The organism is Hymenobacter nivis (genome assembly GCF_003149515.1).
In the GTDB taxonomy this organism is placed as follows: domain Bacteria; phylum Bacteroidota; class Bacteroidia; order Cytophagales; family Hymenobacteraceae; genus Hymenobacter; species Hymenobacter nivis.
In genome coordinates this window covers 1,182,991-1,206,760 of sequence record NZ_CP029145.1, presented here as the reverse complement: position 1 = coordinate 1,206,760, position 23,770 = coordinate 1,182,991, and the positions used below count along the sequence as shown (strand labels likewise).

The 23,770-nt window shown below is 60.8% G+C and carries 12 protein-coding genes; 6 read left to right on the top strand and 6 right to left on the bottom strand.

What is annotated here, in order from left to right:
* Positions 1-59: 59 nt before the first annotated feature.
* The 6 genes from DDQ68_RS05220 to DDQ68_RS05195 form a co-directional block, all read right to left on the bottom strand.
* The gene (locus DDQ68_RS05220) at positions 60-2,483 is read right to left on the bottom strand and encodes a glycoside hydrolase family 2 TIM barrel-domain containing protein (protein ID WP_109655363.1); all 2,424 of its coding nucleotides are present in this window, start codon (positions 2,481-2,483) and stop codon (positions 60-62) included.
* A 76-nt stretch (positions 2,484-2,559) separates the two neighbouring features.
* Positions 2,560-4,116 (bottom strand): glycoside hydrolase, encoded by a 1,557-nt coding sequence (locus DDQ68_RS05215; protein ID WP_109655362.1) that lies wholly within the window; start codon positions 4,114-4,116, stop codon positions 2,560-2,562.
* A gap of 41 nt (positions 4,117-4,157) precedes the next feature.
* Positions 4,158-5,657 (bottom strand): RICIN domain-containing protein, encoded by a 1,500-nt coding sequence (locus DDQ68_RS05210; RefSeq protein WP_162549870.1) that lies wholly within the window; start codon positions 5,655-5,657, stop codon positions 4,158-4,160.
* A 201-nt stretch (positions 5,658-5,858) separates the two neighbouring features.
* Positions 5,859-7,403 carry a RagB/SusD family nutrient uptake outer membrane protein gene (locus DDQ68_RS05205; protein WP_109655361.1) on the bottom strand — a complete coding sequence of 515 codons (1,545 nt, stop codon included), beginning with the start codon at positions 7,401-7,403 and terminating at the stop codon, positions 5,859-5,861.
* Positions 7,404-7,425: 22 nt separating this feature from the next.
* On the bottom strand, positions 7,426-10,545 hold the full coding sequence (locus DDQ68_RS05200) for a SusC/RagA family TonB-linked outer membrane protein (protein ID WP_109655360.1): 3,120 nt from the start codon (positions 10,543-10,545) through the stop codon (positions 7,426-7,428).
* 225 nt (positions 10,546-10,770) lie between these two features.
* A complete protein-coding gene (locus DDQ68_RS05195) occupies positions 10,771-12,669 on the bottom strand; it encodes a glycoside hydrolase family 35 protein (RefSeq protein WP_109655359.1) in 1,899 nt (632 codons plus the stop codon).
* A gap of 304 nt (positions 12,670-12,973) precedes the next feature.
* Between DDQ68_RS05195 and DDQ68_RS05190 the strand changes: the two genes are divergently transcribed.
* The 6 genes from DDQ68_RS05190 to DDQ68_RS05165 all read left to right on the top strand — a co-directional run bounded on the left by DDQ68_RS05190 (position 12,974) and on the right by DDQ68_RS05165 (position 23,044).
* Positions 12,974-17,221, top strand: a complete 4,248-nt coding sequence (locus DDQ68_RS05190; protein ID WP_162549869.1) for a hybrid sensor histidine kinase/response regulator transcription factor — start codon at positions 12,974-12,976, stop codon at positions 17,219-17,221.
* Positions 17,222-18,542: 1,321 nt separating this feature from the next.
* On the top strand, positions 18,543-19,715 hold the full coding sequence (locus DDQ68_RS05180; protein WP_245897316.1) for a sugar porter family MFS transporter: 1,173 nt from the start codon (positions 18,543-18,545) through the stop codon (positions 19,713-19,715).
* Between the two features lie 55 nt (positions 19,716-19,770).
* Entirely contained in the window at positions 19,771-20,214 is a 444-nt protein-coding gene (locus DDQ68_RS23375; RefSeq protein WP_211320155.1) for a helix-turn-helix domain-containing protein, read from the top strand.
* Between the two features lie 35 nt (positions 20,215-20,249).
* Positions 20,250-20,861 (top strand): IS630 family transposase, encoded by a 612-nt coding sequence (locus DDQ68_RS23370; protein WP_245897051.1) that lies wholly within the window; start codon positions 20,250-20,252, stop codon positions 20,859-20,861.
* A gap of 184 nt (positions 20,862-21,045) precedes the next feature.
* Positions 21,046-22,035 carry a YncE family protein gene (locus tag DDQ68_RS05170; RefSeq protein WP_162549868.1) on the top strand — a complete coding sequence of 330 codons (990 nt, stop codon included), beginning with the start codon at positions 21,046-21,048 and terminating at the stop codon, positions 22,033-22,035.
* 406 nt (positions 22,036-22,441) lie between these two features.
* Positions 22,442-23,044: a flavodoxin family protein gene (locus DDQ68_RS05165; RefSeq protein WP_109655355.1), complete on the top strand. Its 603-nt coding sequence runs from the start codon at positions 22,442-22,444 to the stop codon at positions 23,042-23,044.
* Positions 23,045-23,770 lie beyond the last annotated feature (726 nt).

The following is a 23,770-nucleotide window of genomic DNA, read 5'->3' as shown; positions in this document are numbered from 1 at the left end:
TAATCAGTTTATAAAAACGCTACTGATGGAAAAGAGAAAACAAGAAATGCTCGCCTTGCTTATTTGGCTTGTAGCTCCGCGTTCGTTCCGCGCAGGCCGGGGGCAGTGAGCGCCACCCGAATAGGCCCTACCCCCGTGGCCTGCACGTACACCAGCAAGTGGCCCTGGTAGGCGCGGTGCTGGGGCGCGGTCAGGACCTCGTGGCTATCCCGGTTACCGTTCTCGACGCCCAGTAGGCGGGCGGGGCCGGTGAGGGCCACAGTAATTGCGTCGGTGGCAGTGGTTACGGGGGTTCCAGCCTCGTCCACAAGGGTTACCTCCAGCTGGGATAGGCCGTGGGCACTAACAGCCAAAGTTTCGTAGTCGGTGCTAAGGCGCAGAGCGACAGCCGGACCGGCGGTGCGTAGCGCAGCCTCGCTCACGGGGTGGCCGTGGCGGTAGCCGGTGGCGCGCAGTTCGCCGGGCTGGTAGGGTACGTCCCAGGCGGGCTGGCGGCCCGTTTTGCGGCCCAGCGACTGGCCGTTGAGAAATAGCTCAGTGGTGTCGTTGGTGGTGAAGGCCACCACGTGCACGGGGTGGCCAGCGTCCCAGTTCCAACTGGAGGCAGTGGCGCGGTGCGACCAAGCTGGCTGGCCGGCGGCGGGCACTCCGGTGGTAGCCAGCGCAAGCATGGGGGCGCTGGTCCACAGGCTCTGGCGGTAGTAATACTCTGGCTTCTCGAAGCCAGCCATGTCGAGCAGACCCGCGCCGTTGGCGCGCTCGGGCCAGCGGCCGGCCTCGCCGAGGTAGTCGATACCAGTCCACAGGTACTGGGCCGACACGTAGGCGTTACTATCAACGGCGGTCCAGGCGGCGCGGCCCATGCCGTTTTCACTGCCGTACATGACGCGGTTAGGGTATTGCTTGTGGTCTTCGGGGTAGCGAAATTCTTGGTAATTGTACCCCACCACGTCGAGCGCGCTAGGGTAGTCGGTGAAATTTGACATGACCACGCCCGCCAGCGCCGCCGTGATGGGCCGCGAGCGGTCGGCCTGCTTGGCTACGGCCACCAGGTGGCGGGCCAGCGGACCCATCTCGCTGGCCGGTGGGTGGGTGGGTAGGTAGCCTTTGCCGTAAATCTGAGGGTTGTGGCCGGTGTTGAGAACCTCGTGGGTGTAGGGGTCGTTGGGGTAATCGATTTCGTTGCCGATGCTCCACAGGATGATGCTCGGGCGGTTGCGGTTGCGTAGTATCATGTCGCGCAGGTCGCGGTCGGCCCACTCCTTGAAGTACTCGTGCGCGCCGACCTGGCTGGGCGTACCTACGTTCCAGCCGGCTACCCACTTGTTTTTGCCGCGCTCCCACTCGTCGAAGGCCTCATCCATCACTAAAAAGCCCAGGCGGTCGCAGAGGCGGTATAGGTAATCGGCGTGGGGGTTGTGGCTCATGCGCAAAGAGTTGCAGCCCATCGTCTTGAGCTTGCGCAGGCGGCGCTCCCACACCTCGGGCGGCACGGCCACGCCGAGTGCGCCTGCGTCGTCGTGAATGCACACGCCTTTGAGCTTGAGATTTTCGCCGTTTAGGAAAAAGCCCTGGTCAGCCTCGAAGCGAAGGCTACGTACACCTACTTCCTCGGTTACTTCATCGATGGGCCGGCCGGCTACGGCGAGGGTGGTGCGCAGCCGGTATAGGTGCGGGTGCGCGGCCGACCACAGCGCTGGCTGCTTAATTTGGAAAGTCAGGCTAGCCGTGCCGTTGGCCCCCGGCCGGGTAGGTACAGTCTGCTGCGCCGAGGCTACGGCCTGGCCCGTGCTATCGATCAGCGTGCTGGTAACCAATACGGTAATAGCCTTGGTTGAGGCATTGGCAAAGGCTACCGATACCCGGCCCGTGGCGGCGCTGGCGCTCACCTGGGGGGTGGTAAAGCCCACCCCCCACGGCTGAATATGTACCGGCGCGGTCGCCAGCAGGTATACGTTGCGGTAGATGCCCGAGCCGGTGTACCAGCGCGAATCGGCCACCTCACTGTGGTTGGCTTTCACCGCTAGTACATTGGGGCCGGTGGTGTGTAGGTAAGGCGTCAATTCGTACTGAAAGGAGGCAAACCCGCTGGGCCGCTTGCCTAAAAAATGCCCGTTGAGCCACACTTCGCTGTTTTTATACACCCCGTCGAAGTAGATGAATACCTGCTTCGAGCGGAAGCCCGCGGGCACGGCAAATGTCTTGCGGTACCAGCCTACGCCGCCCGGTAGGTAGGCCGTGGCGCTGGCCCACTGCTGGCTGTAGGGCCCCTCGATGCTCCAGTCGTGGGGCAGGCTAAGCGCGCGCCAGCCCTTATCGGCGGCGCTGGGCTGCTCGCTGCCGGGCGCGTCGCCAAGGTGAAATTTCCAGTCGGCGTTGAAGAGTAGCTGCTGGCGCTGGGCCCGGGCTGGGAGGGTGGATAGGAGAAGGCAGCTGGCGGCTACCAGGGAAATTCGGCTGGTTAAATTGTTGTTCAGCAGCATACTAATTAACGGGGTAAGTAGCGTAAGTGATACTGCGCTGACGCAGCGCCTCGCAGGACCCCCGTGGGGTGCTGCGTCAGCGCAGCTCGCTCACAAGCGTGGTAATGGAGCGCGGGGCCGCCCGCAACGTCTGGCCGGCTGGCATGGCGGAGCCAGGCTGCAAGTCGGCGGTGGCCGAGGTGACATAAGCCTGACCGGCCCCCAGCCGCCGCTGGCCGCTGAGCACCAACTGCACGGTGGCCGGTGCATCGTGGTCGTTTACTACGATGGTAATCAATTGCTTGCCGTTCGCGCTTCTGAAGGCCGATACCAGGGGCTGGTCGGTGCGGGCCGAGTCGGTGAGCTGGGCGGTGAGGCGCACGGCACCGGGGCGCAGGAAGCGGCTGTAGTTGCCCAGAGCCCATAGCATTTTGCTGGGGTAGTACCGGCCGTCGGTCTTGTTTTGGTCGATGTAGACCAAGCCGTCCTTGTAGTCATTGGGCGAGATGGCTAGCCACCACTGCCAGGCGGCGGCATCGGCCACGGCGAGGTCGTAGTGGAGGATGCGGGCCAGGTACAGTGCCGGTGCGATACCCAAATCGCGGGAGCTACCGTTAATTTCACCCTCGTTGCCGCCCAAAATGCAATATTCTGACTGCCAGAAGCTGAGTCCCGGCACGGCCGCTACCCGCGCCGCCAGCTGCCGGCGGACCGCTACCGCCGCCGTGGCGGGCGAAGTAGTGAAATAGCTGTGCCCGGCGATGATGGGCGCTAGCTGGGGCGTCGCACCTAAGTAAGTAGGGGCCGTTTTGTTGCCGAAAAACGCCCCTAGCTGGTCGCCGCGCTCGGGCTTATCGGCGGTTTCGTAGAGGTAGGTGAGCTTACCGGCTTCCGATAACAGCACCCGGGTCGGCAGGTGCCGGGCGGCCAGGGCGGCGCTCGTGGCACGGGCTACCCCCGCCATTTCCGCGTTGCGGAAGGGGCTGCCCTCCTGGCCGCCGCTCCAGTCCCATTGCGGCTCGTTGATGGGGCTGAGGTAATCGAAGGTAATGCCGGTAGCCTGCTTCACGCCCGCCACCACTGTGGCGCAGTAGCTGCCTAGGGCGGCGTAGTTGGCCGGGGCCAGGTTAGTCTGGTCCTTGTCGGCGTGAGTCTTGCCGTTAACGGTGAGCGACACGGGCGGGCTGTTCAAGAAGCCCAGGAACTGCCGCACGCCCCGCCGCTGGGCGGCTTTCAGGAACCATTGCTGCCCGGCTAGCCGGGTGAAATCGTAGCTGCCAGCGGGCAGCAGAAACGATTCGGTACGCCGCCACTCGTCCTGGATGCCGCTGGCCGCACCCTGCTCGGCGCTGCCTGCTCCGATGTTGAAGCGCCACATCGACAGCCCGATACCCTTGGGCTGGCCGCCCGGCCCGCTTTTCTGGCTGAACAGCAAGTCGGCGATGGCTTCCTTCTTGGCCGCTGGCCACTGGCCCACAAATTGGCAGGCCCAGGCGTCGGAGGCGGCGAAGTTGGCAATGGTCTGGTGGGGGCGGGTAGGGTCGATGCGCACCGTTGTCACTACGGCGGGCGGGGCCTGGCCGCGGGCGGGGCTAGCGGTGGCTAGCAGCGTGGCACATAGCCCCAGGCCCGGCCATTTCGTCCAAAAAGACATAGGTAAAAATAAAAAGTCTGAAAATCAGCTGGCTACCTCGGCTATTGCTGCCAGAGCAGCCATTGTTGGTTAGCCCCACCGTTACTGGGGTACTGGATAATGCCGGCCGCCGTGGCCGTCGACGCACCGTTCACATCGAGCACCTGGCCGCTGTTGCGGTTCGTGATTTTGTAGTAGCCATCGGTGCCCGCCGCAAGCAGCCACTGCTGGTTGGTAGCACCGTTGCCCTGGTACTGGATGATGGGAGCAGCATTAGCCGTAGAAGCCTGATTTACATCGAGTAAGAGGCCGCTGTTGCGGTTCTTGATGGTATAGTAGCCGCTGGCAGCGGCGAGCTGCCACTGCTGGTTATTCCCGCCATTCTGGGCGTATTGAATGATGCCCGCCCCGTTGGCCGTGGAAGCCTGGTTGACATCCACCACTAAGCTGCTGTTGCGGTTGATAAGGCGGTAGTTGGCCGAGGTATAAAAGGCGTCGGTGCCGCCCGCGCCTACGCCCCAAGCAAACTGCACGCGGCTCAGGCCCGAGGCGTTGCTGACGGTGGTAGTGGTGCCGTCAAACTGCAAGAGGCTGTACTGGTCGTTGGTGCGCAGGCCGGGCCAGTACACGCTGGCAATGCCCTGCTGGCGGCAGTAATTACTGATACCCAGTACGTACGACTTCTTTACGTCGTCGGCGATGGCGCTGCTGTAGTTCACACCCGTCGTCATGAAGGCACCCCATTCCGTAAGCACCGCCCGGCTGGCGTAACTGCCCAGGTTGGCGGCGAAGGCGCTTTCCCAACTGGCTGCCGTAGTGGTGGGGTTGCTGTAGAAAAAATCGTACAAGTGAATAGACAGCAGGCAGCTGCTAAAGCGGCTATCGGCCCCGATGCCCGTAATGTTCTGAGCGTAGCCGGTGCCATCGAGCAGCACCCGGCCCTGTGGCACGTTGGGGTAGCGACTCAGCCAGTCGGTGTAGAGGCTGGCCAAATCGGCCTGGCTGTAGCCATGGGGCTCGTTGAATACCTCAAAGTACACGTTGGCGTTGCCGCCGTATTTGGTAACCACTGTCTGCCACATGGTGAAGAACAGGGTCGTATCATCCACCAGCCCATTGCGCGACGAGTTGCTTTCCCAGCAGCCAATAACCACCTTCATGCCCTTGCTCAGTGCCTTATCGATGGCCCCCTGGTAGGCCGCCCAAGCAGGGCCCGTCGCGGTGGGCGGGTTAATGGGCAGCCGAACGGTATTAGCACTGGTCCGGGCCTGGAAACCGCTGATAATAGCGTCGGCCTTGGTTTGCACCGTGGCGTAGTTGTCGCCCGCCGCCAGGCCCGAGAGTACCAGGGCATCGTCGGTAAAATTGTCGCGTGGGTCGGCCCAGTTGAGGCCGGCAATGCCAGCCGCTCCCGCGGCGTTGGGCGCGGCTGGGTAGGTGAATGGCGCCACGGTAGCCCGAGGCACGACGGGGAAGTCTTTTTTGGTGCAACTGGCCAGGCTAGCGGCCAGCAGCAGCAGGGTGCCGCCGAGGAGCGGCAGCGCATTGGAGGAGTTTTGCATGGTGGGTGGAAAAAGGAAAGGAGGTCAATGGTAGCCTGCCGCAACGCGCCCGCCCCCCCCCTTTGGAAGAGGGGGATTCTTCGTGAAGCTGTTAGCCACCGGCTGCTAGCCATTGGCTGTTTAGCATGGAGCTAGTGGCTAGCGAATGGCTCCCCTCTCCCGAAGGGGAGGGGCCGGGGGTAGGGTCTTGCGCCAGGGCTATCAATACCCGGGGTTCTGCACCACCGCCCCACCCGAAAGCTGAATTTGGTTGGTCGGAATCGGAAAGAAGTTGTTCTTGTCCGAAATCTGGTCCTTCACCTTACCCTTGTCGTAGGGGTCGGTGCTGGTGAGCTGCGAGGCGTTGAAAGCCTGCATCACGGCCACCAGGCGGTGCTGGCGCACGAGGTCGTAGTAGCGGTGGCCCTCCATAGCCAGCTCCAGGCGGCGCTCCAGCCAGATGTGGTTGAGCAGGACCACACCCGCGGAGGTACGCGGCAGTACAGTGCCGGGCTGCAAGCGGTTGGCACGCTCGCGCACCAGGTTCAAGGAAGTTAAGGCTTTGGCTTCCTGGCCCAGGTGTTGGGAGGCCTCGGCGTGCATGAGCAGCAGGTCGGCGTAGCGCAGCTCGATGCGGTTGAGGGGCGAGTGGTTGCCCTCGTTGGCGGGGCGGTCGGCCAGGGGTAGGAACATCTTGCGGCTGGTGCGACCCGACTCGTTTTCCGAGAGCTTTGTATCGTAGCTCGAGTAATCAAAGCTGGCTGTTTTTGGCCCCACGTTGTCGCCCTGCTTGATGATGGTCCACCGCCGGCGTGGGTCGTTTTCCTGAATAAAGGCCTGCTCCAGGTTGCTGCTGGGCGTGTTGAAGCCCCAGCCGCCATCAGCGCGGCTGCGCATTACCACCGTGAGATAGGTGCCCACGTTAAAGGCCTGTTCAGGGCTGTAGTTTAACTCAAATAGCGACTCCGGCCCGTTGGGGTTGTTTACGTTCCAGATGTTGCTGAAGGCCCCACTCAGGTTGTACAGGTTGGAGTTGATGACCGTTTCGGCCGCTTGCTGGGCCAGGGCCCACTGCTCGGTGTAGAGATAGGCCTTGGCCAGGTAGCCGTTGGCCGCGCCCTTGGTGGCCCGGCCCAGGTCGGTGCTGGCGCGGGCGCTTTTCTCGGGTAGTGCGGCGGCGGCTTCCTGCATATCCTTGATAACCTGGGCGTACACGTCGGCCGCCGAGGCCCGCGGAATACTAATCGACTCGGCCGGCGTAACGGGCGTGAGCACCAGCGGTATACCGCCGTAGCCCTTCACCAGCTCGAAATAGTTGTAAGCCCGAATAAATTTCAACTCCCCGATGAGCTGCTGCTGCAAGGCCGGGTCGATGGGAGCTTTCGCAATGCCTACCAGGGCGGCGTTGCAGTTGCCAATGGCTTGGTAGATAAAGGTGTAACGGTTATCAAACCACTCGTTATTAGGCAGCCAGAAGAAGCGGGCGAAGTCGCCAAACTCGCGCTGGTCGCCGGCAATGGCGTTGCCCTTCCAGGCATCGTCCGAGCCAGCGTCGCCAAACATGCGGCTGCGGTCAATTTTCCACCAGTCGTCCTGGTCCGAGAGGGCATAGCAGCCCATCACGGCCGCCTTGCACTCGGCCGCGTTTGAGTAGTAGTTGTTTACGTTTTGTTGACCTTGTGGGGGCTGGTCCAGAAACGTCTTGCAACCTTGCAGGCCCAGGCCCAAGCTCAGTACCAGGGCGAGCGTAATGCGGGTATTTTTCATGACAGTGGCGGGTGGGATGCGGTTAGAATGTGATGTTGGTGCCCACCAGGTAGGTGCGGGCGGTGGGGTAGTTGCCCAGGTCTACGCCCCGGTTGAGGGCCCCGGCGCCGTCGGTGTACGAGCGGCCATTGCCGACTTCGGGGTCTACTCCGCTGTACTTGGTGAAGGTCAGCAGGTTTTGGGTGCTCACGTAGAGGCGCAGGCCGGCGGTGTGCAGCACGCTGGTGATGGCCTTCGGAAAGGTGTAGCCCAGCTGGAGGTTGCGCAGGCGGGCGTAGGAGCCATTCTCCACATAGAAATTGCTGAAGCGCGTCAGGTTCTGGTTGTTATCGTTGGCCACGATGCGGGGCACCGAGTTGGAGGTGCCTTCGCCGTGCCAAGCCAGGTTTTCGAGGCCGGCAATCTTGTTGTAGTTGTAGCTACCCGAGTACCACCAGCCCTTGTTGGCATTCACCAGGTCGTTGCCTAGGCTACCGATGAGCGAGGCTTGCAGGTCGAAGCCCTTATAGCCCAGGTTCAGGTTCACGCCGAAGGTTAGCTTGGGGGTAGGGTTGCCGATGTACTGCTGGTCCTTTTCATCAATCACGCCGTCGCCGTTGAGGTCGGCAAAGCGGAAGTCGCCGGGCTTAGCGTTGGGCTGAATGAGCGTGCCGCTGGCCGATTTATAGGCATCAATCTCGCCCTGGTTCTGGAAAATGCCCGTGTTCTGGTAGCCGTAGAACGCGCCCACGTAGCCGCCTTCCTCCGTCTTGGAAGGCCGCCCAAAGACGGGCGTATTACCCGAGTAAATGGCCTGGCCGTTGGCCAGCTTATCGATGCGGCTGATGGCGCGGGTAGCGTTCACGCTCAGGCCGTAGGTAAAGGCCCCCGTATTCTGGGCGTAGCCCACCGTAAAGTCGAAGCCCTTGGTGTTCATGCTGCCGATGTTGGTGACGGGACTGTTGTAGCCGTAGCCGGCACTGCTCGGAATGGCCTGAAACATGAGCATATCGTAGGTGTTGCGCCGGAAGAAGTCGGCCGTCACAGTGAGGCGGTTTTGCAGGAAGCCCAGGTCCAGGCCCAGGTTGTAGTCCTCCACGGTTTCCCACTTCACATTGGGGTTAGGCACATTGCTCTGCACCGCGCCCAGCTGCAGGGCGCGGTCAGGGCCGGTCACGTAGTAGGTCTTGGCAATGTTGCCGGTGTAGGCGCTGTTGGTGAGGTTTGCAATGTTCTGGTTACCGACCCGGCCCACGCTGGCCCGTACCTTCAGAAAGTTGATGGCAGCCATATCCTTGAGGAAGTTCTCCTCCGATACCAGCCAGCCCACCGACACGGCCGGGAACGTGCCCCAACGGTTACCATCGGGGAATACCGAGGCCCCGTCGCGCCGGATGCTGGCCCCCAGCAGGTACTTACCCTTGTAGTCGTAGTTGATGCGCCCGATGAGCGAGGCAATGGTGTTGGTATAGCGGTTGCCGCCGATGGCGAAGCCCGAGGTAGCCGCGTCGGGGTAGCGCAGGCTGGGGTCGTTGCTCGGAATGGCCTGGCCCGAGGCGTACTCCGTGTTGGTCTGGAAGCGCTCCAGGGTGAAAGCCGCCAGCGCCGAAATATTGTGGTCGCCGAAGGAGTGGGTGTAATTGAGGGTGTTGGTGTTGTTCCAGTTAATCTCAAGATTATGCTCGCGCACCACCGAATTCACTTGGTTGCGCTCATTGGCATCGATTGTGTAAAAGGGGTTGAAGGCATCGCGCTGATACACATTGTTGTTTGAGCCAAAGCGGCTTTCACCAATCAGGCCGGGCAGGAACTCGTAGTTGGCGTACACGGTACCGACCACAAAGTACTGCTTGCGGCGGTCGTCGTTGCGCTCGATAAAGGCCAGTGGATTGACTGCGTCGGTGGGCGAGGCCCCATAATAGTCGTAGGGGTTACCGGAGGTGCCCGCCACGCGCGGCGAAGTGATGGGGTCGTCGATAAAAGCGTCCCGAAACAGCGAGCCGTTGTTCAGGTAGTTCTGGCTGGTCATCGAGATGTTGAAGTCCTCACCCACCTTCAAATGCTCGGCGGCCTGGTACTCCGTCTTCACCCGAAAAGACAAGCGGTCGAAGTTCGAATTCCGCACCAGGCCCCGCTCCTTAAAGTAGCTCAAGCCCGTGGAGTATACCACTTTGTCGCTGCCCCCTGACAGACCCACCGAGTAGTTCTGCGTGATGCCGTGCTGCGCGATTTCTTTCCACCAGTCGGTGGTTTGGGTGTACTGGTCGGGGTTGACGTACACCGCCGGGTTGCCCGAGTTGGTGGCTGCCAGGTTCATGATGCGGGCGTACTCGCTGGCCGAGGCCATGTGCGGCACATTGGTGGGATTCGACACGCCGTAGGTAGCATCGAACGTTAGGCGCGACTCGCCCTTTACCCCCGCCTTGGTCGTAATCAGGATAACGCCGTTGGCCGCCCGCGAGCCGTAGATGGCCGCCGACGAGGCATCCTTGAGCACGGTCAAGGTAGCAATATCCTTGGGGTTTAGGTAGTTAATATTCGCCACCGGTAGGCCATCCACCACGTAGAGCGGGCTGTTGCCGTTGATGGTCGAAATCCCCCGAATCAGGATTTGGGGCGCCGAGCCCGGCTCCGAGCCCGCGCCCACCACCGTCACGCCAGCCGCCTTGCCTTGCAGGGCGCTGCCCACGTCCGACACGGTAATTTTCGATAATTCGGCGCCCGACACCGTGGTTACGGCATTGGTGAGGTTGCGCTTTTCCTGGGTGCCGTAGCCTATTACTACCGCTTCGTCCAGACTCTGCGAGTTGGGCGACAAGGTGATGCTGAAAGTAGCCTGGCTGCCCACGGCCACCTCCTTGCGGTCGTAGCCGATGGACGAAACGACCAGCGTCGCCCCACTCACCCCGTCGGGAATAATCAGTGAAAAGCGGCCGTTTTCGTCGGTGGTCGCGCCAGTCGTGGTGCCCTTCAGCACGATGGTAACGCCAGGTAGGCCCGCACCTTTCTCATCGAGCACCGTGCCGGTGATGGGGGTAGCCGCCACGGCGCGGTGCCGGAGCGCGGGCCCCACCGCGCGGGGCGCAGCCGGGGGCGTGGCGGGGGCGGCGGCCACGGTCAGGGGCAGCAAGGCTCCGCACAGGAGTAGAGATTTGGCTTGCATAGGCAAAGGGTAGGGGGTTAGCCGAGGCCGGCCCTGGGTGGGAAAATGAACGTAGTGTGGGGGCTGTACGCGAGGCCGGGGCCCAAGCACTGAGGGTGTAGCAGAGGGGTAAAAGTACCGACTGAGTTACCCCGTCAGGGGGGTGTTTTTCGCCGAAAATGGGGTGAAAATTCGCCTGGTGGGCCCAGGGTACGGGTTTGCCGAATGGGCGCTTCCAGCGGCTGGTTAAGGCGCGACGGTTGTGGCTGCCGCGCTTGGGCGCAGCTCGTTGAGAATCGGATGGTCGAGGCTAGCCAGGGTAGCCTGTTGGGGCTTGAGCAGCTCCAGTACCGTAATGTCGTTCTGGCCTTTTTTAAGCCACTCAGCCGGTAAGTACAGGGTTTGCTGGGGGCCGATGGCCCAATAGCGGCCCAGGTGGTGGCCGTTCACCCACACCACACCCTTGCCCCACTGGCGCAGGTCGAGGTAGGTGTCGGCGGGCACGGCCATATTAAAGGTGCCTGCCCGCAGCACCGGCCCGGTGCTGGCCGTGGGGGCCGCGCTGCTCGCCTTGGCTACGGCCGGGGCTTGGTCGAAGGGTAGGCCGTACATCTTCCAACCGCTCAGCTCGCGCCCGCCCAGGCTCACGCTTTTGGTGATGCCTTTGTTGTTCTGAAGCATGTACTCTCCAAAATTGACGCGGCCCAGGTTTTCGACCAGAATATCCAGTTGTACCGGCCCAGCCGGCAGCGGCACGCGCATACTGTCCTGGCGCTCGCGGCGGTCAAGCGTACCCACACGCTGGCCATTTACCATCACCACGGCGTAGTCGCGCAAGTCGTGGATTTTGAGCAGCTTTTCGCCGCCCCCAGCTACGGTAGTACGGTAGAGTACGAAGCCGTACGCCTGTTTTAACTGCTCGAAGGTGAGGGGCTTGACGCTGGCGATGGGGGTGGGTAGGCGGTCGAGCAGGCTAACTGTGCGTGTGAGCTGCATGGCCGGCAGCGCCACGCTGGGCTTGGCCGCCGGCACGGGGGGGAGGGGCTGGTTAGCCGGCCGGTACTTGGCAATGACCTGGCGGAAGGCGCGGAACTTAGCCGTAGCATTACCGGCTTCGTCGAGCGGGGCGTCGTAGTCGTAGCTGCTCACCTGGGGCTCGTAGTGCGAGGTGTCGCCCTTGAAATTGGCCCCGTTCATAAACCCGCGCGTGGTGCCGCCGTGAAACATGTACATATTAATCGACAACCCGGCCCGCAGCACCGAGTCGAGCGGAGTGGCATACTTCTCCGCAGGCACTGTGTGGTGTGGCGTGCCCCACCAGTCGAACCACGCCGGGTACCACTCGGCAATATAATAGGGCCCCTTGCCGTCGTGGTTGGCCTGCACCAAGCGGCGTACCTCTCGGGGCTTGTCCACGCCATTGACGGCGGGCAGCAGGCCGGGCAGGTGGCCGGCGGCCACGTCCTTGGCCGGGTCGCAGGTGTAAAGCACGCCGTCGAAACCAGCGGCTTCAAACAGCTGCTTATTTAGTGCTAAGTACTGCTTGTCAGATCCGTAGGAACCATACTCGTTTTCAATCTGCACCATCAGTATGGGACCCCCGTGGCCCACTTGCAGCGGGGCGAGCTGCTTGCCCACGGCCTCGATGTAACGCTTGTACGCCGCCACGTACTGGGGTTCCTGGCTGCGCACCTTCAGGCCGGGTACGTTCTGGAGCCAGTAAGGGTAGCCGCCAAATTCCCACTCGGCGCATACGTAAGGGCTGGGCCGCAGCACTACCCATAGGTCTTCCTCCTGAGCCATTTTCACGAAGGCCGCAACGTCGTTGTTGCCCGTGAAGTCGTACTTGCCCGGCTGGGGCTCGTGCACGTTCCAGAACACGTAGGTGCCGATGGTGTTCAGGCCCATCGCCTTGGCCATTTTGAGGCGACCGCGCCAAGCCTCGCGCGGAATGCGGGTGTAGTGCATCTCGCCCGATATCAGTTGCAAAGGCTGGCCATCGAGCAAAAAGTGGTTGGGGCCCAAGGCGAAGGTGTGAGCGGGCGCGGGCTTCGGGGCCGGCCGGCGCGGTGCGGGCCCAGCCCCGGCCAGGCTGGCGGCCAGCAGCAGGGAAAGCAGGCTTTGGGAAAAGGAAACGTTTCGCATAATAACTTGGGTGGGAAAGGCTCACCTCCCCGAAGTGCGGCGGCTTGAAGTTATGCTCGGAAGTGGATAGCAAATGTACCCGGCCGGCCAGCGCCGCAAGGGGTCATTTTTCGGCAAAAAGGATTCTAATTAGCCTTGAAAGGGTAAAAAAGCGCCCCTTAAATGTTCTTGGCGGGGAGTCGTTCTACCTTTAGGCAAGAGAAAGGCAGCGCGACAAACCTCCCGGCCCAATCTTATGCTTGCGTCATCAATACGGTCTTTTATGGTTGTGTATCGGTCTGGACTGCGCACCTGCTGGCTACTTATGCTCGTGCTAGCTGGGCTAGGGGCGCACGCCCAGGACACCCCGCCGGGCGAACTGCGCTTCGAGCACATCACCGTCGACCAGGGCCTCTCGCACAGCGATGCCATGTGCATGGCGCAGGACCACGACGGCTTCATCTGGGTGGGCACCAACCGGGGCATCAACCGCTATGACGGCTATCAATTAAAGTCCTACGCCCTACCCATCAACCCCGGCGATGGGCAGTCAGGCAACCGCATCAAGGCGCTGCTGGTGGCACCCAGCGGCCAACTCTGGGTAGGGGCCGAGCGGGCGGGCCTTAGCCGCTACGATGCTGCGCACGATACTTTTGTGCCCCTGGCAACAGCCGCGCTACCGCCCGCCTACCGGGCGCTGGCCCGCCGCCTGTCCCTGAGCGACGTGACGACCCTGGCCACCGACGCCCAGGGCAGCCTGTGGGTGGGCACCGCGCAGGACGGGCTTTTTGTGCTGACGCTCGACGGGCAGGGCCAGCCGCTGGCCCTGCGCCAGCTGCCGCCCACGGCCGCCGGTCGCCCCAGCTTGGCCGGTATCACAAGCCTGGTACTTGATGCCGAGCGCAACGCCTGGGTAGGCACGCTGGGCGCGGGCCTGGTAGTGGTGCGCACCGCCGAGCCCGGCCTGCCGGCAGAAGCTACTTCGCTGGCGCTGCCCGTGAGTGCGCTGTGCCTTGACCGCCGTGGCGACCTGTGGGCGGGTACCGAACAGCAACTGTTTTGGGTGCCGGCTGCCGACCGCCGGGCCGGGCACGCGCTGGCCGCCCACGCCTTGCCCCGCCGTTACCCGCGCATCCAGGCCCTGCATCTCGACTCGTTCGGGCGCTTGTGGGCGGGCACCCTCTACGGCCTTTACGTGTGGGAGGCGGGGCCCGCCACCGGCACCGCGCCCCCTTTGCAAACCACTCGCCCGACCCTACTGCTGCCCCGCGACGGAGAGCCCCACCGCATTAATTCGGAGCGAGTGCACCAGATTTTTGAGGACCAGCACCAGCTGGTGTGGCTCTGCGCCTCGGCTGGGGGGCTCAATAAGGTGGACCTGCGCCAGCGGGCCTTCGGGCAACTCCGGCACCAACTCACGGGCCGCCCTACCTTGTCCAACGCCAATAACTACGTCAATGCTGTCTATAAGGAGGAAGCTGCGAACACGCTGTGGTTTGGCTCACGCAACGGCGTATCAGCCTACGACCTAGCGGGCCACACCTACCGCAACTACCTCAACCAGCAGTCGGATACGGTGCGGGGCGTGGACGTGGCAACCATCTTCCGGGCCGCCGACGGTACCCTTTGGTTTGGTACCCGCGACAACGGCCTGGTGGCGCTGCGCCGTACGGGTGGGCACGAGCGCCTCACCACCTACCGCCGCCTACCCGATGGTTTCGACCTGAGCACTACCAGCATCGAGCACCTAGCTCAGGATGGACGGGGTACGCTCTGGGTAGCCACGTTTTCGGGCGGTCTGCTGCGCTTCAGCCCCGATGGCCGCCTATTGGGCCGCTACTGCCAAGCCCGTAGTGGCCTGCCCACTAGCCAGTTTACCTACTTGCTCTACGATGCCCAACGCGACGTGCTGTGGGCCAGCACCCGCAATGCGGGCCTGCTCAAGCTGCGCCCCACCGCCGACTCGCTGCGCCTGCTGGCACAGTATCAGTACGCCCCCGGCTTACCCAATAGCCTGCGCGTCAACTACGTGTGGCCCTTGCTGCTGGGTAAGAACGGGGCGCTTTGGATTGGTACCATCGGCGGGGGGTTGCACCAGCTCACCACCGATGCGCAGGGTCGCGACGCGGTGTGCTCCTTCGCCTCCTCCCTGCCCGAAACCGACGTGGAGAGCCTGCTGCCCGACGACGCAGGCAACCTCTGGATAGGTGGTACCGGCCTCTACCGCTTCACGCCTGCTACCCGCCAATACCTGCGCTACGATGTAGCCGACGGCCTTCAAAGTAATGCTTTCAAGATTGGGGCGGCGGCACGTGGGGCCGATGGCACGCTGTATTTCGGGGGTATCAACGGGATTAACTACTTCCAGCCGGCGGCTATTCAGGCCAATCCCTACCCCCCCGTGGTGCAGTTCACGGGCCTGCGAGTGATGAACCAGTCCGTAGCCGTGGGCCAATCGTTGAACGGTCGCGTACTGCTGCCCCGGCCCCTCACCTGGCCCCAGACCCTCACGATTAAGCCTTCGGAAAACGATTTTTCGGTGGAGTTCGTGGCCCTCAACTACACTAACCCGCAGAAAACGCACTACGCCTACCGCCTGCTCGGCTACCGCCCCGGCTGGGTGCGCCCCGGCCCCGGCCAACGCACGGCTAGCTTCGCCAACCTACCGCCCGGCCGCTACACGCTGGAGGTGAAAGCCGATAACGGCGAGGGGGTGTGGGCCAAAACCCCGGCCACCGTGCAGTTCGAGGTGCTGGCCCCGTGGTACAAAACCGGGTGGGCCTACCTGCTCTACGCTGCCGCCCTGCTGGGGGCCATCGCCCTGTACCGCCGCGCAGAAATGGCTCAGCAAAACCTGCGCAATAAGCTGGCCCTTGAGCATTTCCAGGTCGAGAAAGAAAAGGAGCTGACCAATCTCAAGCTCGGCTTTTTCACCAACGTGAGCCACGAGCTGCGTACCCCGCTCACCCTCATTCTAGGGCCAATGGAGGAGCTAATCGGGGCGCACGATCCCGTGAGTGGCCTGCGCGACAAGTTGCTGCTCATGCACAAGCAAACGCGCAAGCTCTTTGATTTGGTGAACCAGCTGCTCGATTTTCGGAAGGTGGAAAGCGGCAACGTGCCGCTGCGGGCCAGTTACGGCCCGGTGCTGCGCTTGGTAGCCGAAGTATTCGCGGCCTTTGAACAGAAGGCCGCCGAGCGTCGCCTCACGTACCTGCTCGACTTGCCCGCCGAAGATGTCGGGCTGTACTTCGACCGCAGCAAGCTTGAAATTATCCTCACCAACCTGCTGGCCAATGCCTTCAAGTACACGCCCGAGGGCGGGCGCATCGAGGTAGCGGCCACGGTAGTGGGCACGCCCGGCGGCAAGGCGGTGTTTGCCGGGGGCCTGCCGCTGGGCAATTACTTGGAAATAAGCGTGGTGGACACCGGCACGGGTATCGCGGCGGCCGAACTTGCGCACATTTTTGACCCCTATTACCAGGCTTCGCACACCGATACGCTGCGCATGACGGGCACTGGCATCGGGCTCTCGCTAGTGAAGCAATTTGCGGAGCGCCACGGCGGCGGCATCCAGGTCGAAAGCCAGGTAGGGGCGGGCAGTACGTTCCGGCTGCTGCTGCCCTTCGGCCAGGCCCATTTGCACCCCGCCGATGTCCTTCCTCCCGATACCGAGTTAGCTACGCCTGCCGAGCCGCTGCCTGGAGCGGCCTTGGATTCAGAAGACGCCGACGCGCTACCCCTCGCCAACGAGCCCGTGACGCTGGCCAGTCTACCCCGCCTGTTGGTGGTGGAAGACAGCGATGAGGTGCGCCAGTACTTGCAGCAACTCTTCGCGCCTAGCTTTGAGGTGCTGGCCGCCGCCGATGGCCTCGAAGGCTGGGAGATGGCTCTGTCGCAGCTTCCCAGCCTAATTGTGAGCGATGTCATGATGCCTCGCAGCGACGGCCTAGAGCTGTGCCGCCGCCTCAAGCAGCACCCCAAAACCAGCCACATCCCGGTGCTGCTGCTCACCGCTCGTACCGCCGCCCTGCACGAAGTAGAGGGCCTCGGCCTTGGGGCCGACGACTACGTAAGCAAGCCCTTTAACCCGCAATTGTTACAAGCCAAGGTGGCTGCCCTGCTGCGTAACCGCCGCCAATTGCGCGAGTACTACCAGCGCCAGCTGCTGCTGGAGCCCACCGAAGCCGTTATCCCCGACGCCGACCGTACTTTTCTGGAGCAGGCTATGCGCACGGTCGAGCAACACCTCACCGACCCCACTTTCAGCGTGCTGGTGCTGGCCGGAGAGCTATGTATGAGCCAATCGGTGCTTTACCGCCGTCTCAAGAGCATTACTGGCCAAACAGTAGTAGAGTTTATCCGCGACGTGCGCATGAAGCGTGCCGCCCAACTGCTAGCCCAGCCCCAACTGCGGGTGTCGGAGGCAGCCTTTCAGGTAGGAGTTGAAAACGTCAAATACTTCAGCAAGACCTTCCAGAAAATCTACGGGGTAGCACCTTCCGAATATGCCCGCCAGCACCGCCCACCCCACGACGAGGTGGTCGAATCAACGTGGCCACGGGTTGAGTAACCCAGGGGTAGCCCTTGTTTTACGAGATCCGCCAACTCCATCTGTTCGCATTTCGAAGCCGATGCCAGCAATTAATTGACTTGGAGCGATTTCTAAGCTACTGCACCTGATTTAGCCGTACTTGGAGAGCCTCAAAAAGCGTGGGACAGTTGGGCCGTATCCAAGGCAGGAGTGCGAGGGGCGGTAGACTGGCTCGTTGCTTTCACCAACAATTATGGCTTCCCCAGTTGACCTGAGAAGCTGTTAACCATCACTGCCCCGTACTTTTTTAGGTTCTCCCCGGTGGACGGTACCTGGGGTGGGGCCCAGGTCACGGCGCTGGCCGCAGGCGAGTACTTGCTTCTGCTTGGCACGGCCACCGTAGCTTTTGGGGGGCAGTTCTACCGCAAACGCTGGGCCGTTGAACCGTGTCTGCAGAACCTGAAAAGGCGGGGATTTGCCTGGCGGGCCACCCATCTGCAAGGCCGTGACAGACTCAAAAAACCCGTTGGCCTCGCGGGTCGGGCCCACGCTTTTTGGGTGCGCGCGGGGGCCCTGCTGCACGGAAAAGTGCCATCAATTACCCGCCAGAACCACGGCTACCAAAAGGCTGGTTTTAGCCGCCGCGGCCGCCCTGCCCTCCGCGAATGCCTCCGGCCCGGAAACCGTAACGCCGCCGAATCAGGACTTTAGATACGCTTGCTATTTCGACGGCTCATTAGGCAACCTTCTTGTTTTCAGCAAACTAAAATAGTAGGGTAGCGTAAATAAACCATTTACATTCTAACCAATCAGGAAATCATCGCCCTGAACCAAGACCCCGGTTTCGTGTAGGCAAGGCGCATGCCGTAGGGAGGAGTTATTGACATGTGAGTGAAACCGCTGGGAAATCTCAAACAGCAGGCCATTGCCACTATGAACCGGGCGGTGAGTGGAAAAGGCTACACCCTTTCCGCTGCTAAAGTAAGCTTCGGTAAAAATAGTAAACGGAGAGATTTGTGACTGCACAAGAAACTAAGTGAGATAGGCGTTGCGCAAATCTTCGTCATACCCGCTCATGGCGTTCTAAAGCCTAGAACGCATTAGCAATTCCTGTTTGAATCAGCAAAAAAGGCAGCAAGAGGATGCAGCGGTACTAGTGGCGCAGTTGCTGCTTCGGGCTACGTTTAACCCGGCTTATTGCAGGCCCATCGGAAGTTGTACCGGGGCTGGCACCGAGTTTGCAGGGCGGCGGCCCGCTTCGTTACTTCGTCCAGCTATTCCGTCAGAAGTACTATGGTAACAACCAGGCGTAAACTGATATTTTTGCTTCCACCTTCCTTGAAATAATCAAGCAACTTACATGGATAGCAACCGCGTCAGCAATACCTATTCCCTTGGAATCTCCTTTATTTCGGCATTAGGCGGCTACCTGTTTGGCTTTGACTTTGCCGTAATTGCCGGGGCACTGCCGCTTTTGCGCAAGGTATTTGGGTTAACCGCTTGGTGGGAGGGGTTTCTGACCGGCACGCTAGCCCTGGGGTGCATGGCGGGCTGCGTGGTAGCCGGCCGGCTCGCAGACCGCTACGGCCGTCGGCCGGCCCTGATGGTTGCGGCGGGAATCTTCGCTATTTCATCCATCGGCATGGCCATGTCCGGCTCGCTGACCCTATTTATGATGGCCCGCTTCGTGGCGGGTATCAGCGTGGGCATGGCCTCTATGCTCAGCCCGATGTACATCGCCGAGGTGTCGCCGGCCGAAATCCGGGGGCGCAACGTGGCCGTCAACCAGCTCACCATTGTCATCGGCATCCTGATTACCAACCTGGTCAACTACGGCTTGGCCGACAACGGTCCCGATGCTTGGCGGCTGATGTTTGGGCTGGGGGCGGTGCCGTCCGTGCTGTTTCTGGTGGGGGTTATCTGGCTGCCCGAGAGCCCGCGCTGGCTGATTCAGAACGGCATGGTGGAGCGGGGCACGGCTATTTTGCAACGTATCGGCGGGCGCACCTTTGCCGAGAAAACGGTAGCCGACGTGCATAGCTCATCCGCAAACAAGTCGAGAGTGGCGTTGTCGGAATTGCTGGCGCCAGGTATCCGGGCGGCGGTTTTCGTGGGCATTGGGCTGGCGGTATTTCAGCAGCTGTGCGGTATCAACGTGGTGTTCAACTATACGTCGACCATTTTCGAGACCGTGGGGGCTAATTTAGACCGGCAACTGTTCGAGACGGTAGCCATTGGCATTGTCAACCTAGTGTTTACGGTAGTGGCGATGTGGCAGGTCGATAAGCTGGGCCGCAAGCCGCTGATGCTGTTCGGATCCATTGGGCTTAGTATTTTATACGTCATCATCGCCACGCTGCTGCAAACCGGCGCGTCGGCGGGGCTGCTGTCCATTTTCGTACTGCTGGCCATTGCCACCTACGCCACCTCGCTGGCCCCCGTTACCTGGGTGCTGATTTCGGAGATTTTCCCCAACCGCGTGCGGGGGCTGGCTTCATCCGTGGCCATACTAGTGGTTGAAAAACAGTACTGAGTCGGTTGGTGTTTATTCCAAAAGCACTTGCTATATGATACGGTATCGGCTGCATTTGACCCCAGAAGAACGCCAGACCCTGGAAGGCTGGCAAAAGAAATACAAAAGCCATTCGCCCAAACTGCAACGAATTCAGATTCTGTTGAATAGCGACGAACAGACTGGCCGCCGGCCGGCGGCCGACCTAGCCGCCGTACTGGGTGTCTGTACCCGAACCGTCGAACGGGTGCGCCGCCAGTTCTGCGAAGAAGGGATGGCCCTGTTTGAGCCGAAGCCGCGTAAAACGCGTTCGGACAAGAAGATAGATGGGCGGGTGGAAGCCCATTTACTGGCCCTGCTCTGCCAGACCCCGCCCGACGAGCAGCCCCGCTGGCAGCTCCAGTTGCTGGCCGACCAGCTGGTCGAACTCCAAGTGGTCGAACATATCTCGACCACGATGGTGGCGCGGCTGCTAAAAAAAACGAACTCAAGCCGTTCAACGGCCCGCAGCAGTGGGTGATTCCGGCGGAGCAGAGCGCTTCTTTTGTCTGTCAGATGGAGCAGGTACTCGACCTCTACGAGCAACCCTATGACGCAGACTATCCGGTCGTTTGCCTGGACGAGTCGCCCAAGCAACTACTGGATTACGAAACGTTTATCACCTCTACCGGCCAGCGCTGCCGCGATTCGGAATACGTGCGCCGGGGCGTGGTGGAGTTATTCGTGGCCACGGAGCCCTTACGGGGCTGGCGCTGCCTGACGGTCGAGGCCGACCACAAAGCCGCCACCTGGGTGCAGTTTGTGGCCCGGCAGATGGACTCGACCTACCGCGAGGCCAAGAAGGTGCACTGGGTCATGGATAACCTGCGTACGCACAAGCGCAGCTTTTTCTACGCCCACTTTCCGCCTGCCGTGGCCCAGGCCTATCTGCGACGGATGGACATCACCTACACCCCGGCCCACGGCTCCTGGCTGAACATGGCCGAAATCGAATTCTCCGTCCTTAGTCGCCAGGTCCTCGACCAGCCGTTCACCACCAGCGAGCAGGTCCGCCACGTGGTAGAACAGTGGCAAGACCGCCAGAATGCGCGGCCTAAGCCCCGCAACTGGCAGTTCAAAACGGCCGACGCTCGCATCAAACTAGCTAAATTATACCCGACTAGCTAATGTTTTTCAACCAGTAGTTAACGAATGGCATTACCTTCCTTCTTTCCGGCGGGCAAAGGTGCCCGCGGGCAAGTCACAGATGCCCCCATTCCGGTCGTTGCGCTTGTTACCCGTTCCGGCAACTGCTTAACCCGTTAAATTCAACCACTACAGCAAAAACACTCGCATGAGAAAGCCGTATTTTTTGGCCGCGCTGCTCTGGCCGGCCACCATCGCCCACGCCCAACCCACCCCAACCTACTGGGTCAGCGCGGCCTTCGCGGTGAAAGGCGGGGGCGGCTACGATTACCTGACGGTCGACCCCGCGTCGGATAAATTGTATGTGGCCCACGGCGCGCAAGTCGACATTCTCAACAAGAATACCGGCGCCTCTATCGGGATTATTCCCGTCGAAAAGGATGCCCATGGCATTGCCCTGGTGCCGTCTTTGGGCAAAGGCTATATCAGCAACGGCACGATGAATCAAGTCCTGGTCTTTGACCTGGCCACGAATAAAATCCTGGCGCGCGTGCCCACCGGCAACTTCACGGATGCCATTTTCTACGATGACTTTTCGAAAAAAGTGATTACGTGCAACGGCCGGAGTAAAAACATGACGGTGATCGATCCCACGCACGATACGGTCGTGGCCACCATCCAACTCAGTGGCTGGCCCGAAACCGCGCTCAGTGACGGCAAGGGCCATATCTATGTCAACAACGCCGAGAAAGCGGAAGTCACCGTGGTCGATGCCGCGACGTTCAAAATCACCCATCGCTGGCCCAATACGCCCGGCACGGGGGCCTCGGGGCTGAGCATGGACCGGGCAACGATGCGGCTGTTTGCCACGTGCGGCAACCAGCGGATGATCGTGATGGACGCGACCAACGGCCGGGTCCTCGCCAGTTTCCCGACCGGGGAGGGGGCGGACGGCGCCGGGTTTGACAACCGCTTCAAAACGGCGTATTCGGCCAATGGCGAGGGCACCTTGACGGTGATTCAAGAGCTGTCGGCCAATAAGTTTATGCTCGTCGGCAATGTCGTTACCAAACCCGGCACCCGCACGATCGCGGTGGACCAAACCACTCACAAGGTGTACCTGCCCTCCGCTGTGTTTAAACCCGCTACCAAGGACACCTTCCGCCCCGAAATGATCCCGGGAACGTTTAAGATATTGACGGTCCAAAGAAAGTAGTCCTTGTTCAGGGCTCCTTCCGGATCGTCTAAATCAAGGTTCTACTGTATTGTGGTGGTTGAGTAAATCTGGATAGAATAGGGACCTATAATGGCCTTGGTTAAAAGTTCGGTACGGATGTTACATGACCGGCCCACTCCGCCGAATGAGCCTACCGGAAAGTCACCAGAAGCACTTATCGGATATTTTGATTGCTGCTGTGGGTTCCGGATACCTCATTTCGTCGTGCTAGTAGCTACCCGGAGGCAACGAGTAGCGGGTACCTGAAAATGCCCGTTTGATTGCTTCCCGCACGCATTACCGCCTCTACTTGATAGGGTGATGTAACTTTTGGACCAAACTTTTAATCAAGGCCATAGCTTCATAGCTACACCATTTATAATCCTGGCTAACGCAGCGCATTTTTATGAATTTTCGCTCTCAGAACTGGCCATGGGCCGCACTTGCAGGTGTCGGGATGCTCGCGCTGGCCGCCGTAATAACCCGCCCTAACCACGCCCGGGCGAATGCACACCACCTGCCGGCCAACCCACATACTGACGGCGACGGCCGCACGCTGGTGGCCTACTACTCGCGCTCAGGCTTCACCCGGCTAATGGCAACCGAAATCGCCCGCCAGCACAAGGCCCGGTTGGTAGAGCTGGTTGACCCTAGCTATCAGGGTGCCTTGGGATATGTCTGGGCCATCTTGAATTCTCACCGGCGCACAGCCACTATCACGCCGGCTACGCTCGACGTATCAGCCTACGATACCATCTATATTGGTGCGCCTGTCTGGCTTGGCACCTCTGCCCCGGAGGCCTGGGCTTTTTTGCACAACATCGAGCTAGCCGGTAAAAAAGTAGTGCTCTTCAACACGCTCAGTGGCAAGTTTAGCCAGCGGTACGTGGAGCAGTTTGCGGCGTTGGTGCAGCAGCGGGGCGGCACGTTTGGCGGGCACCTCTACGTGCTCAGCGACAAGCAAACGCCTGAGCAGTTCGTAGCTGCTGTGCGCGAAAAGCTGAGCTAGACTTCGCCTGCGGTATCTGAAGTTATGGGAGAAATGGCCTTGGTTAAAAGTTTGGCGGTGGTCCAAAGCGGGGTGATTCCAGCATTTAATTCTGCTTCTTGACACACTGTTTTCCGCTTTTCTGATTCCATTCAAGTGGTTCCCATTAGAACGCGTTAATAACTGAAAATAGAGTATCACCCCACTTTGGACCACCGCCAAAAGTTTGGTCCAAAGGTTAATTGACGAACTTGTCAACCGCCATTTTTTAGACGAAAATAGGGACTGATAGTGCGTTCTCACGGCAGAAAACCTGCATTTCACGCATTTAGGCCTTCTCATAGTAGCAGGGGGTTAAATTTACTCTAAGGCTAAACGCAATATCGTATGTGTCTGACATCTAACAGTATGCTACTTACGTGAGGCTTCAAAAGTTAGGTTCAATAGGCCAGTTGGCTGCTTCTTTTTGGGCTGTCTTTTTGAACCCTGTTCGTTAAAAGAATTGAATAAGTAGGCTGCAATACGCACACAAACAATAAGTTGCGGCTTTCTGATCCTGATTCGAAACTGCTTACAGTAATTTTGTCCCCTCGCTGCTATAAGAAGGCCAACAACTGCCCGCCGCGCAGCAGCCAGCGGTGGCCATCGGCATGCACACCGCTTCTATGACTTCCATCGACCAGGCCCGCATTGGTCGCTGCTCATCGTGGGCTTGGTTGGCGAACCCCCTCGCCAAAGAAAAGCTTG